The organism is Hydrogenophaga sp. (assembly GCF_030651625.1).
Lineage (GTDB): Bacteria > Pseudomonadota > Gammaproteobacteria > Burkholderiales > Burkholderiaceae_C > Hydrogenophaga.
Window position 1 is genome coordinate 76,425 of record NZ_JAUSCF010000017.1, and the last position, 13,155, is coordinate 89,579.

Here is a 13,155-nt window from a genome sequence, read left to right on the forward strand (position 1 = left end):
TCATGGCCAAGGAATACAAGGATCTCGTGGTCGGACTCGACATCGGCACCGCCAAAATCATGGTGGTGGTCGCCGAGGTTCAACCCAATGGCCAACTCAAGCTCGCCGGGCTCGGCGTGTCGACCAGCCACGGGCTCAAGCGCGGCGTGGTGGTGAACATCGACGCCACAGTGCAGAGCATTCAGGCCGCGCTGAAAGAGGCCGAGCTGATGGCCGACTGCCGCATTGCACGCGTCTACACCGGCATCACCGGCAGCCACATCCGGGGCATCAACAGCAGCGGCATGGTGGCGATCAAGGACCGGGAAGTCACCGCCGCCGACGTGGCGCGTGTGATCGAGACCGCCAAGGCCATCAACATCTCAACCGACCAGCGTTTGCTGCTGGTGGAGCCGCAGGAGTTCGTGATCGATGGCCAGGAGGTGAAGGAGCCGATCGGCATGAGTGGTATCCGACTCGAAGCCAAGGTGCACATCGTCACCGGAGCACAGAGTGCGGCCGAGAACATCATCAAGTGCGTTCGCCGCTGTGGCCTGGAAGTGGACCAGCTCATGCTGAACCCGCTGGCGTCCAGCCAGGCCATCCTCACCGAAGACGAAAAAGAACTCGGCGTGGCGCTGGTGGACATCGGCGCGGGCACCACCGACGTGGCCATCTTTGCTGGCGGTGCGATCCGCCACACAGCGGTGATCCCGATCGCGGGCGACCTGATCACCAGCGACATCGCCATGGCCCTTCGCACGCCCACCAAGGACGCAGAAGACATCAAGGTCGAGTCCGGCTGCGCCAAGCAGCTGCTGGCCGATCCCGACACACAGGTGGAGGTGCCCGGTCTGGGCGATCGCGGCCCGCGCATGCTCAGTCGGCAGGCATTGGCCGGGGTCATTGAACCGCGGGTGGAAGAGATTTTTTCGCTGGTTCAGCAGGTGGTGCGCGATTCCGGCCATGAAGAGGTCCTGTCCTCCGGCATCGTGCTGACCGGCGGTAGCGCCGTCATGCCGGGCATGGTGGAACTTGGTGAGGATATTTTTCTCAAGCCCGTGCGTCGTGGTGTGCCGAGCTACGCCAGCGCGCTGTCCGACATGGTGATGCAGACACGCGCCGCCACGGTCATGGGCCTGCTGGAAGAAGCCCGCCTGGCCCGCGTGCGAGGACACAAGGTGGCACAGAAAGCGGGTTCCGTGCAAGGCGCACTGGAACGGGTGAAAAACTGGTTTGTGGGGACGTTCTGATGAGAACCCCCTGCCACGCTCCGCGCGACCCCCCGAGGGGGGCGGCACCAGAGACCCGGCAGAGCCGGTTCCTCGGTGCCACCTGGTGTGATCCGGGCACTCGACGACGGCGACGACAACGCTGCATCGAACACACGGGCCCCCCAGGATGAGACCAACCCCTTTCCTTTGTATTTCCAGATCCAGAAACAGCCGCACCCGCGGCAAACCCCACAGCAACTGCACCAGGAGCACACCATGAGCATCGAAATGATCGAAGTCGAAGAATTCAACCAGGGCACCCAGATCAAGGTGATCGGCGTCGGTGGCGGCGGCGGCAACGCGGTCGAACACATGATCTCGCGTACCGTGCAGGGCGTGGAGTTCATCTGCGCCAACACCGATGCGCAAGCCCTCACGCGCAGCGCGGCGCACAAGACCATCCAGCTGGGTACCAGCGGGCTGGGCGCCGGCAGCAAGCCTGAGAAAGGCCGTGACGCTGCAGAGCAGGCCGTGGACGACATCCGTTCCGCCATTGCTGGCGCGCACATGCTGTTCATCACCGCAGGCATGGGTGGCGGCACCGGCACCGGCGCCGCACCCGTGATCGCTCGCGTGGCAAAGGAAATGGGTATCCTGACCGTGGGGGTGGTCACCAAGCCGTTCGACTGGGAAGGCGGCCGCCGCATGACCAATGCCGACAACGGCCTGGCCGAGCTCGAAGCCAATGTGGACAGCCTGATTGTGGTGCTCAACGAAAAGCTGCAGGAAGTGCTTGGCGACGAAGTCACCCAGGACGAAGCCTTCGCGCACGCCAACGACGTGCTGAAGAACGCCGTGGGCGGCATTGCCGAGATCATCAACGAGTACGGCAACGTCAACGTCGACTTCGAAGACGTGCGCACCGTGATGGGCGAGCCAGGCAAAGCCATGATGGGCACGGCCACCGCCGCCGGCCCTGACCGGGCCCGCATTGCCGCCGAACAGGCCGTGGCCTGCCCACTGCTTGAAGGCATCGACCTTTCCGGCGCCAAGGGCGTGCTGGTGCTGGTCACCGCCGCCAAGGGTTCGCTCAAGCTGTCGGAATCCAAGCTGGCAATGAACACCATCCGTGCCTACGCTTCGCCCGAAGCGCACGTGATCTATGGCGCCGCCTACGATGACAGCCTGGGCGACGAAATGCGGGTGACGGTGGTCGCCACTGGCCTGTCGCGTCAGGGTGCCCGCCGCACCGCGCCTCCATTGCAGGTGCTGCGCACCGGCACCGACAACGTGCCGTTCCACGTGCCCACAGTCAATGCCGCAGTGGACGGCCCTGGCGCCGCCCACAGCCAGCCCGACTACCACTCCATGGCGGTGCCCAGCGTGTGGCGCACCAACCGTACCCAGGCAGCGGCCAAAGTGGATGCGCTGGCCTCGGGTGGCATGGACGACTTCGAGATCCCAGCATTCCTGCGCAAACAAGCCGATTGATTGGCTCCCCCCGAAGCGCCAGCGGCGCCTCCCCCCAGGGGGCAACACCTGCGGCCCGGCAAAGCCGGTTCCGCGGTGTTCTGGCCTTGAGGTCGCGCTCCGGGAGACCGGCCGCTCGTTACGCTTTCCATCCCATCAATCCGTGCGCCTTTTTGGCATTCATATCGCCGGGATAGGTTTCCCGGTGAGCACGAAACCGCATTGAAAACTAAAATCGCCGGATGATTTCGCAACGCACCCTCAAATCACTTACCAAGGCGGTGGGTGTCGGCCTGCACAGCGGCCAGCGGGTGGAACTCACCTTGCGACCCGCTGCGCCCGACACGGGTATCGTTTTTCGCCGAATCGACCTGCCGGATCCGGTTGAAATCCCGGTCAATGCCGAATCCGTGACAGACACGCGCATGGCGTCGACCATCTCCAAGGGGGGCGCCAAGGTCCATACGGTGGAGCACCTCATGAGTGCCTGCGCCGGTCTTGGCCTCGACAATCTCTATGTCGACATCACGGCCGAAGAAGTGCCCATACTGGATGGATCTTCCGCATCGTTCGTGTACCTGTTGCAGAGTGCCGGTATCGTGATGCAAAACGCACCGAAGCGGTTCATCCGCCTGATCAAACCTGTCGAAGTGCGCGAGGGAGAAGGCCGCACGGGCAAGTGGGCCCGGCTCGAACCTTTTCATGGTTACAAGCTGCGGTTCGAGATCGAGTTCGATCACCCGGCGGTGACGTCCACGGGACAGAGCTTCGAATTCGACTTCAGCAGTGGCCGGTACACAAGAGAAATTGCGCGTGCCCGCACGTTCGGTTTTACGCGTGACGTGGAAATGATGCGCTCACACGGTCTGGCGCTGGGCGGGGGTCTCGACAACGCCATCGTGATGGACGACGTGAAGGTGCTCAACGCCGATGGCCTGCGCTACCAGGATGAGTTTGTGAAGCACAAGATCCTGGACGCGATCGGTGACCTTTACATCATTGGCAAGCCCCTGCTCGCCGCCTACAGCGCCTTCCGAAGCGGCCATGCGATGAACAATCTGCTGCTGCGCGAATTGCTGCGACAACCCGACGCCTACGAGGTGGTGAGCTTCGAGCGAGAGCGCGAAGCCCCGTCCGGCTTCGCCCAGCTCGCACCCGCATGGTGACCATGGTCCCAGGCCCGGGAATCCGTTGATGCTGCTTTTCCGCGCCACCGTCTTCCTTCTGCTGATCGCCGCCGGCGTGTGCTTCGCGTTCTACATGGGAACCGGCCAGGCCAAATACCGGGAGTGGGGTTTGGTGATCCTCAAATGGACCATCATCGCCGCGCTCGGCTTTTTCGGTGTTCTGATCCTGGAACGGCTGGTCTAGGAATCCCCCGCGCCGCTTCGCGTCACCCCCCAGGGGGCACACCTTCGGACCGGCAATCCCGGATCCTGGGTGTTGCTGGAAATGGGCACTTCACTCCGGAGGAAGTTTGGCCCACCCACTGAAGTCAGCAGCTTCTCCGGAGTGAAATGCCCCATCCAGAGATACCGAGGAACCGGCTTCGCCGGGCCTCTGGTATCGCCCCCTTCAGGGGGGTGACGGCGAAGGCGGCGCGGGGGGCGTCAATAGCTCCTGCCGTCCCGGTAAGAGCCATGCGTCCGTGCCTGCAGCGGCGAGACCTTGTTGATCGCGAGCATGGTGCGGCTGACCTGAGCGTGTGTGATGGCCAGGCCCAGGGCGTCGGCGGCGTCCTTGCCGGGGAGACCGGGCAATTTCAGCAGCCTTTTCACCATCTCTTGCACCTGCGGCTTGGCGGCTTTGCCGTAGCCGACCACTGCCTTTTTGAGTTGCAGCGCGGTGTACTCGGCCACCGGCAGGTTGTTGGCCACCAGTGCGGTCAGGCAGGCGCCGCGCGCCTGCCCCAGCAAGAGCGTGGCCTGGGGGTTGACGTTCACGAACACGATCTCACAGGCCGAGACTTCTGGCTGGTAACGCGCCACCACCTCGGAGATGCCATCGAAAAGCACCTTGAGTCGGGCTGGCAACAGCGCACCATCTTTCGGGCTGGTCTGTATGGTGCCGCTGGCCACGTAGTGCAGGTTGGCGCCATCGGTGTCGATCACGCCGAATCCGGTGCATTGCAGGCCAGGATCGATGCCGAGGATGCGCATGGTGTCAGCCTCTTAGAGGTCGAAGGTCCAGCGCACCGAATGGAAGAACACCGGTGCTGCAAAACAAAGAGCGTCCACGCGGTCCAGCAGACCGCTGGCGCCCGTGACGGAGCGCCCGGCAGCGCCCCAATGGGTCACGCCGCGGTCGCGTTTGATGGCTTTCATGACGAGGTGACCCAGCGATCCGGCCACGCAAGCCACCAGGGCCATGCCCATGGCGGCCAGTGGCGTGAATGGTGTAAAACCGGCCAACGCCGCGCCCAGCAAGCCACCCGCGAGCAGGCCGATGCCCCAGGTGCTCCAGCGAAAGGTCTTGCTGATGGCGGGTGCCACAGGGGTGCCTTCGCGCCGTGCCGCCACATGCTGGACCAACATGCAGGTCTGCACCACGAGCACCAGAAACAGCACCAGGAAAGCGTTCTTCCCTTTGAAGAGTGGGAAGTCCAGCAGCATCAGCGCTGGCACGTGGCTCATGCCATAGACGCACACCATGATGCCCCACTGCAACTTGGCGTTGCGCTCCAGGAATCGTTCGGGGTCGTTGCCCAGCGCGCTCACCACCGCAATCGCAAGAAACACATAGACCGGAACGAACACGGTGAACAGATTGAAATGCTGTGTCCAGACCAGACCGTACTGCATCGGCAGCACCAGAAAAAAAGCCATCACCAGACTGCGGTGGTCGCCGCGCCGGGTGGGTGACAGGCTGATGAACTCGCGCAGGATCAGGAACGACACCAGTCCGAAAAGCACAATGGCCACGCCATCGCCCGCCGCCCATGCGACCCAGAAAACCACCATCATCCACCAGGTGCTGCGCAACAAGGCCTGGTTGTCGCGCTTCTGGTAGAGGCGGTCTTCACTGATGGGTGAAGCGGCGCGGCGCTCGCGCAGTGAAAGCAGCACGCTCGCGGCGCTGGCCAGCATCAGCAGACCGAACAACACGACGAACAGCAGGCTTACCTGCTGTTCCGACGTCAAACCACGCAGAAAGCTGCCCATCAGACCTCCCGCAGTGCCATGACCGATTCCCGGGCTCGCACCAGAAAGGCCGATCGATCTTCATCCGGTTCCAGCTTGATCGGCTCGCCGAAAGTCACCGAACACAGCACCGGCACCGGCACCACTTCGCCTTTGGGCATCACACGCTGCACATTGTGGATCCAGGCGGGCACCAGCACCACATCGGGAAAGCGTTTGGCGAGGTTGTAAATGCCTGATTTGAACGGTTGGGGATCTTCGGCAAAGCCCCGTGTGCCTTCGGGAAACAGAATCAGCGAGTCACCGCTTTCCAGTGCATTGATGAGCGGCTGCAAGGGATCTTCATCGCCCTTGCGTTCGCGCTCCACATACACCGCATTGAACACCTCGGTCGTGATCCAGCGCTTGAAGCGCGAGCCCGTCCAGTAGTCCTTGGCAGCAATGGGCCGGGTGATGCTGCGCAACTCCAGCGGCAATGCCGCCCAGATCAGTACCAGATCGGCATGGCTCTGGTGGTTCGCGAAATAGATGCGCTGTTCCGCCTTGGGTGGACAGCCATGCCACCGCGCCTGAGCACCGGTGAGCAGACGCACGAGGCCCAAGAGGAACACACTCATGACGCCAGCCCCGAACTTCATAGGGGATTCCCGGTAAGGAGCGCATCGACGTAGAGAAAATCCAGCGAGTGCAGGGGCGCCAAATCCAGAGACACCGAGGAACGGGCTTCGCCCGGCCTCAGGTGTCGTCCCCCCTTCAGGGGGGAAGGCGCGAAGCGACGCAGGGGGGTCATGGCGCCCTTACCGCACCCATCCGCGCCACGATCGTCGACGTGCGGCCAGCAAGGTAAGCCGAACCTTGCCGGGTTTCAAAGAACTTGGGCGACGGGAGCATGACCGCCAGCCGCGCGGCCTCGCGCGCGCTGAGTTTGCTTGCCGGCTTCTTGAAGTAGTGTTGAGCGGCTGCCTCGGCACCAAACACCCCTTCGCCCCACTCCACACTGTTGAGGTAGATCTCCAGGATCCGTTCCTTGCTCAGAAAGGTCTCCAGCATCAGTGCCAACACCAGCTCCTGGCCTTTGCGCAGCATCTGGCGCTCGCCAGAAAGCAGCAGGTTTTTTGCGAGCTGCTGGGTGATGGTCGATCCGCCGATGATCCGGGGCGCCCGGGGTGACGGTGTCTTGCGCTGGGCGGCCTGTTGCTGGCGGCGAGCATTTTTCTGCCAGGCAGACTCGATGGCGGACCAGTCGACACCGCCATGGTCCAGGAAGCCTGCGTCCTCAGACGCGATCACCGCGCGCTTCAAGTTGGGGCTGATCTGGTCCGCGTCGACCCAGCGTTGTGACCATCGCCAGTTTTTCTTTTCGTCGCGCACGCTGGTCGTGCCGATGCGCCAGGCTTCCGACCGCATGAAGGCCGTGCTCTGCGGATCGATCACGACCATGAGCGCGATACGCAAGGCGAAAAACAGCTGCAACGCCACGCCCGCGAGCAACACCCACATCAACCAGCGTAGAACCGACTTCACGGGCAAGCGCTCACTGGCTGGTCATCTGGGTTCTCAGCGTCTCGTCGCGGGTGAAACGAAAACGGGAGACCACGACGATCTGATCGGCCTGCCGGCGCATGGCGTCGCTGAAGCGGCCAAACGCCAGGCTTCGCACGATGGCTTCGGCCCGGCGGTCCAGCGTGCTGTTGCCCGAGCCCTGCACCACCTCGGTACCCAGAACATCGCCGGTGTGGTTGACTGTGATGACCATGGTCAGCTCGCCGTAGAGCTTGCGGCCGGCGGCCACGGGGAAGTTGGTGGTGCCACGGTCCTCGATCTTGCGACGCAGGTCGTCGTAGTAAATCGCGTAAACCTCTTCGCGCGTGGCAGGGCTGATGTAGCGCTTCTTGGGTCGCGCATTTTCTTCGCTGATGCGCTTTTCGATCTCAGCCAGAATTTTGATCAGGGCGCGGCGTTTTTGCTCTCGCTCGATCGATTCCTGGCTCGTGTTGACGGCTTGCAGATCGGGCGCCGGCATGCTGGCGAGCTGCTTGCGGACCTGGGCCAGGATCTGGTTCTGTTGCTGTTTCAGCGCTTCGATGCGCCGCTCGTCTTCATCCGGGTTGTCTCCCAGGCGGGCCACAGCCGACGGCGGCAGCGGTGATGTGGCTCGGCCACGCTCTGCATCACCGCCACCCGCCAGCGAGGCCTGGGCAATGGCGGTGGCTTTTTCAGGGCGCTCATCGCTGCGCGCATTGACCAGAATCACTTCCAGTGGTGTGTCCTGGAACACCCGGTTGAAGCCTTCCGGATTTACAAAGCGAACGGTCAGCAACCCGGCATGCACCGCGATTGACACCGCCAGTGCCAGTTGCAGCGTGCTGAGTTGCTTCAGAAACGTCAACGCGGTTTTCACAAGGGCATTATCCGCAAGCTGAGGGGTCTTCGCTCAATGTCCGTCGCCGACAGGCGGTGTTGCAGATGCTCCTTCTTCCGAATCTGTTTCATCCACGCTGATCGCCAGTGCCAGGGGGGCAGCCAGCCCTTCGTCGTCGCCGTCAGACTCGTCACTGGCGGCGTCATCCAGTGCGTCCACCGGCAGATCCAGGCGTTCGATCACGGTGCCGGCCACTTCCAGGGAAATTTCATCGATCGCTCCCAGGCGAACGCGCACATGAGCGCCTCTCGGCAGGTTTTCGGTGCCCATCGCCGGGAACACCAGCGGCAGGGTGTCTGCTCGAACCAGGTTGTCGCGAAACAGGGTGGCCGTGAGTTCGTTCTGGTGGTTTTGCTGCAGGTACTTGAGCGTCCAGTAGCGTTCCATGCCGTTCTGGAAGGCGTTGTAAGCCGCATAAGCCGCATCAAAGCCACTGATGATGGAAAACAGATTGGCGTCCTTGGGCTTGAAGGGCGCTGCCAGCGCAGCGGTGCGGCCGTGACGGGCGCAGGCAATGATCTGCCACTGGTTGACGAGGTCGACATACCGCCGAAGTGGCGAGGTGCTCCAGGCATAACTTTTCACGCCAATGCCGGCATGAGGCTGCGCCTTGGTGCCCATGCGCACCTTGACGCCGGGCATCAGGCTGGCCTGGCTTCGGTAAATGCCCGGCACACCGCATTCGGCCAGCCAGTTGCCCCAGGTGCTGTTGGCCAGGATCATGGCTTCGGCCACCATCAGGTCCAACGGCGCACCGCGCTTGCGTGTGCCGATCTGCACGCGCTCATCGCCTTTGGGTTCCTCGCCGGTCACGTTTTCAAGGCGGAAGGTGTAGTCGGGCCGGTTGAAGTTCTCGGGTTTGCCACGCACCACTTCGCGCTGCGCCTTGAGGTGGCGGGCCAGACGGAACAGGAATTCCAGGGTGGGTTGCAGTACCGCGATCTCGGCCGGCGGCGCGTTTGTTGATGCTTCGCCCGCCAACCAGGCCTCGGTGATCACATCGTCGAGCTGGTCGTGACGCAGATTCAACGCAATCGGCACCCGTTCCAGCGCGGTGCGGCTCTCCCGAACCTCCAGCGTAGATTCGTCCAGCGTCACGTACAGGGACACCGCCGGGCAATCCCGCCCGGCCATCAGCGTGTACGCCTGAACCACGTCGTCGGGCAGCATGGTGATCTTGTGCCCTGGCATGTACACGGTTGAAAGGCGCGAGCGAGCGACCTGGTCGATGACGCTCTCGGGCAGCACGGCCAGCCCCGGCGCGGCAATGTGTATGCCCAGCGTCACTGAACCGCTGCCCAGACCCTGCAGCGACAGGGCGTCGTCAATCTCGGTGGTGTGCGAGTCGTCGATGGAAAACGCCTGCACGCTGGCCAGCGGCAGCTCGTCGGCGATGACCGGTGCCTGCAGGCTCGGGAAACCGGTGCCTTTGGGAAACTGGTCGAACAGGAAACGCTGCCAGTGAAACTGGTAGGCGCTTTCGATAGCGCCCGCGTTGTGCAAAAGGGCCAATGGCGCGGTGTGCGTGCTGCGTGCCGCATCGACGACCGCCTTGTACTCTGGTGCGTTCTTGTCGGGCTTGAAAAGGATCTTGTAGAGCTGCTGGCGAACCGGCTCGGGGCAGGTGCCTGCTGCGAGCTCGCCGGCCCAGGCTTCGACCTGCGCCTGCATCTGTTGCTTTTTCTCGATGGCAGCGAGGGCCTGGGCAACGATTTCGGGCGCTGCCTTTTTGTAGCGCCCTTTGCCGGCTCGACGGAAATAGTGAGGCGCACCTTGCAGGCAGAGCAGGGCGGCGACCTGCTCGGACGTGCCCGCGCTGGCACTGAAGTACTCACGCGCCAGATCGGCGAAGCCAAATTCTTCTTCCGGTGCGAACTCGTAGGCCAGCTCCAGTTCCATGCTCTCAGCCAGGGTGCCGGCTGCGGTCATCAACTGGGAAGGCGCAGGCTTCTCAAAGCGGAGCAGTGCGTTGGCGGTCTTGACCTTGACCCGCTTGCCTGAATCCAGCTCTACCTGCAGGGAACTCTCTGCTTCAGAGAGCAGGCGACCGGTCAGAAGTTTGCCGGCCTCGTCGAACAAAATATGCATCGGGAGATTGTCCCACGTGGGAATGAAGAGCCGCGGCGCGGCGGGATTCAAACTGAATGTGCAGACACCTCAGGCCGGGTTTGCCCAGGGCGCACCAGGTTCAGGAAATCGAACAGGGCGTCGATGTGTTCGTCGAAATCGCTGATGGCATGATCGCTGCCTTCGATCAGGCGGATCGCGCTGCCTGCGCAGAAGGCGTGCATCTCCCGCCAGTTCAGCACTTCGTCTCCCGTGGCAATGACAGCAAACTGCCGTCCCTGTCGGGTGGCTGGCGCCGCGGCGAGGTGGTGGATGTCGGCTTCAAGACGCTGCAACTCGTCGATGTAGCCGGGTTGAAAGAAAAACCGCTCTTCGGGGTTCTGCCAAGTCGCATGTTCACCGATGTGCCGGGCCAGGTCGCGCGCGGGAAACACGGCCGGGTTGAGCAAAGCGGCCCAACATCCGGTTTGCAAGGCAAACCATCGCGCGTAAAAACCACCCAGAGAAGAACCCACCACCGCCATGCTTTGCCGCGGCCACAGGGCGGTTCCCTGCATGACCAGCGCCATGGCTTCCCGCGGCGAGGGGGGTAGCTGTGGACACCACCAGACCACGTCCGGGTGTTCGGCGCTCACCCGGTTGGCCACCTTGGTTGCCTTCATGGACAGGGGTGATGACCGAAAACCGTGAAGATAGAGCAAGTGCGTGGTGCCGGAGGTGTGGGGACTCATCGAGCGAAGGATAATCGCTCACCATGGCCGCCGTATTCGACAAACCTTCCCTGCTGCAGCGCATTGCGCCCATTTTCCAGGGCTTTGACGTGCCCCTTGTGCTGGGCGTGCTGATCATGTCCGGGGTCGGGTTGGTCACGATGTATTCGGTCGGTTTCGACCACGGCGAACGCTTTGCCGCGCACGGGCGCAACATGTTGATTGCGCTCGGCGTGCTGTTCCTGGTGGCCCAGGTGCCGCCTCAGCGCCTGATGTCGCTGGCGATACCGCTGTACCTGGTCGGACTGGCGCTGCTGGTGGGTGTCGAGCTGTTTGGCCTGGAGCGCAAGGGCGCGCAGCGCTGGTTGAATGTGGGTGTGGTGATCCAGCCCAGCGAGCTTTTGAAGATCGCCATGCCGCTGATGCTGGCCTGGTGGTTTCAGCGCCGGGAAGGACAGCTCAAACCCATTGATTTCCTGGTGGCGTTTGTCCTGCTCGGTGTGCCCACGGCATTGATTCTGAAGCAGCCCGATCTCGGCACGGCGCTGCTGGTGGTGGCCTCTGGCATCTTCGTGATCTTCTTTGCAGGCTTGAGCTGGAAGCTGATCCTGCCACCGGTCTTGCTGGGGGTCGTGGGTGTGGTGACGCTGATCCTGATGGAAGAACAGTGGTGTGCGCCGGGCGTGGACTGGAAGGTGCTCAGGGAATACCAGCGCATCCGGGTCTGCACGCTGCTGGATCCTTTCCAGGACCCACTGGGCAAAGGCTTTCACATCATCCAGGGCATGATCGCCATCGGTTCTGGTGGTATCTGGGGCAAGGGTTTCATGCAGGGTACGCAGACCCATCTGGAGTTCATTCCCGAGCGCACCACCGATTTCATCTATGCCGCTTTCTCTGAAGAGTTCGGACTGCTCGGCACGTTGGGTCTCATGACCGGGTTCATTTTCCTGGTCGTGCGTGGTCTGATGATTGCGCTGGACGCGCCCACGCTATTTACCCGTTTGCTGGCGGGGGCACTGACCCTCAACATCTTCGTCTATGCCTTTGTCAACATGGGCATGGTCAGCGGCATCCTGCCGGTGGTGGGTGTGCCGCTGCCGTTCGTCAGCTATGGCGGTACCGCCATGGTCACTCTGGGTGTAGGCCTGGGCATGCTGATGTCGATCGCCCGCTCCAAGCGGCTGATGCAATCGTGACCATCGCCCGGCCTTGCGCGCAATGAACCCGAACCTCGACAAGTTCCGCGTGGCGGTGATCGGCGCGGGCAACATGGGCGGCGGCATGGTTGGCCGCCTTCGTGATCAGGCCTGGCCCGTGGTGGTGAGCGACATCGATCCGGTGCGGCGGCAGCAGGCCGAGCAGGCAGGGGCACAGGTGGTCGACAGCCCGTTTGCTGCAGCGACCCTGCTGTGTGACGGGGGTGTGCTGATCGTCTGCGTCGTCGATGCGGTGCAGGCGAATTCGGTGCTTTTCGGCTCGGATGGGGCTGCGAGCGCCATGCGACCAGGTCAGATGGTGTTGATGTGCCCGACCCTTGCACCCGAAGATGTGGAAGCCATGGCCAGCCAGCTGGAGGTGCAAGGCATTGCCTGTATCGACGCTCCCATGTCAGGCGGCCCTGCCCGCGCCCGCGACGGCAGCATGAGCCTCATGGTTGCTGGCAATAACGCCTTGTTGGGACAGCACCAGCCACTGCTGGACGCTTTGTCTTCACGGGTGTTTTGCATCAGTGAACGGGTGGGCGACGCGGCGCGCACCAAGCTGGTCAACAACCTGTTGGCGGGCATCAACCTGGTGGGTGCAGCCGAAGCGCTGGCGCTGGCCGAGTGCATGGGGCTGGATGCCTCGCTGACACTGGATGTGATCGAACAATCCAGCGGACAGAGCTGGATCGGCTCCGACCGCATGCGCCGGGCCATCGCCGGTGATCTGGCGCCCAGGGCGCATGTGACTCTGCTGGAAAAAGACACCCGCCTGGCGGTGCAGGCTGCTCGGCAAGTCGGCTTTCACGGGCCGCTGGGGGAAAAGGCCGCGTCCGTGTTTGCGCGGGCCCGTGCCGACGGTCTTGGCGGCTTGGACGACGCTGCCCTGCTGCAGTGGCTGCGCCTGACGAAGTTGGGCTCGGACAGCTGACTCTGCCACCCAGGTGA

The 13,155-nt window shown here is 63.0% G+C and carries 13 protein-coding genes; 6 read left to right on the forward strand and 7 right to left on the reverse strand.

What is annotated here, in order from left to right; translation table 11 throughout:
• Positions 1-2: 2 nt before the first annotated feature.
• From ftsA to Q7V46_RS06150, 4 genes are all read left to right on the forward strand, one after another.
• The gene (gene ftsA, locus Q7V46_RS06135) at positions 3-1,232 is read left to right on the forward strand and encodes a cell division protein FtsA (protein WP_304912637.1); all 1,230 of its coding nucleotides are present in this window, start codon (positions 3-5) and stop codon (positions 1,230-1,232) included.
• A gap of 237 nt (positions 1,233-1,469) precedes the next feature.
• Complete coding sequence (gene ftsZ / locus Q7V46_RS06140; RefSeq protein WP_304912638.1) at positions 1,470-2,684, forward strand: cell division protein FtsZ; 1,215 nt, start codon at positions 1,470-1,472, stop codon at positions 2,682-2,684.
• Between the two features lie 221 nt (positions 2,685-2,905).
• A complete protein-coding gene (gene lpxC / locus Q7V46_RS06145; protein ID WP_304912639.1) occupies positions 2,906-3,829 on the forward strand; it encodes a UDP-3-O-acyl-N-acetylglucosamine deacetylase in 924 nt (307 codons plus the stop codon).
• 28 nt (positions 3,830-3,857) lie between these two features.
• Positions 3,858-4,034: a hypothetical protein gene (locus Q7V46_RS06150; protein WP_304912640.1), complete on the forward strand. Its 177-nt coding sequence runs from the start codon at positions 3,858-3,860 to the stop codon at positions 4,032-4,034.
• A 239-nt stretch (positions 4,035-4,273) separates the two neighbouring features.
• Here the strand turns inward: Q7V46_RS06150 and ruvC are convergent, their stop codons facing one another.
• The 7 genes from ruvC to Q7V46_RS06185 all read right to left on the reverse strand — a co-directional run bounded on the left by ruvC (position 4,274) and on the right by Q7V46_RS06185 (position 11,023).
• Positions 4,274-4,822 carry a crossover junction endodeoxyribonuclease RuvC gene (gene ruvC / locus Q7V46_RS06155; RefSeq protein WP_304912641.1) on the reverse strand — a complete coding sequence of 183 codons (549 nt, stop codon included), beginning with the start codon at positions 4,820-4,822 and terminating at the stop codon, positions 4,274-4,276.
• Positions 4,823-4,834: 12 nt separating this feature from the next.
• On the reverse strand, positions 4,835-5,824 hold the full coding sequence (locus Q7V46_RS06160) for a phosphatidate cytidylyltransferase (protein WP_304912642.1): 990 nt from the start codon (positions 5,822-5,824) through the stop codon (positions 4,835-4,837).
• On the reverse strand, positions 5,824-6,441 hold the full coding sequence (locus tag Q7V46_RS06165) for a lysophospholipid acyltransferase family protein (protein WP_304912643.1): 618 nt from the start codon (positions 6,439-6,441) through the stop codon (positions 5,824-5,826). Before Q7V46_RS06165 ends, Q7V46_RS06160 begins: the two co-directional genes overlap by 1 nt.
• A gap of 148 nt (positions 6,442-6,589) precedes the next feature.
• Complete coding sequence (gene mtgA / locus Q7V46_RS06170; protein ID WP_304912644.1) at positions 6,590-7,327, reverse strand: monofunctional biosynthetic peptidoglycan transglycosylase; 738 nt, start codon at positions 7,325-7,327, stop codon at positions 6,590-6,592.
• 10 nt (positions 7,328-7,337) lie between these two features.
• Entirely contained in the window at positions 7,338-8,204 is an 867-nt protein-coding gene (locus tag Q7V46_RS06175) for an energy transducer TonB (protein WP_304912645.1), read from the reverse strand.
• A 33-nt stretch (positions 8,205-8,237) separates the two neighbouring features.
• Positions 8,238-10,313 carry a ribonuclease catalytic domain-containing protein gene (locus Q7V46_RS06180; RefSeq protein WP_304912646.1) on the reverse strand — a complete coding sequence of 692 codons (2,076 nt, stop codon included), beginning with the start codon at positions 10,311-10,313 and terminating at the stop codon, positions 8,238-8,240.
• 47 nt (positions 10,314-10,360) lie between these two features.
• Entirely contained in the window at positions 10,361-11,023 is a 663-nt protein-coding gene (locus Q7V46_RS06185) for a YqiA/YcfP family alpha/beta fold hydrolase (RefSeq protein WP_304912647.1), read from the reverse strand.
• A gap of 23 nt (positions 11,024-11,046) precedes the next feature.
• Between Q7V46_RS06185 and rodA the strand changes: the two genes are divergently transcribed.
• The gene (rodA, locus tag Q7V46_RS06190) at positions 11,047-12,201 is read left to right on the forward strand and encodes a rod shape-determining protein RodA (RefSeq protein WP_304912648.1); all 1,155 of its coding nucleotides are present in this window, start codon (positions 11,047-11,049) and stop codon (positions 12,199-12,201) included.
• Between the two features lie 22 nt (positions 12,202-12,223).
• Positions 12,224-13,138 (forward strand): NAD(P)-dependent oxidoreductase, encoded by a 915-nt coding sequence (locus Q7V46_RS06195; protein WP_304912649.1) that lies wholly within the window; start codon positions 12,224-12,226, stop codon positions 13,136-13,138.
• Positions 13,139-13,155: the final 17 nt, after the last annotated feature.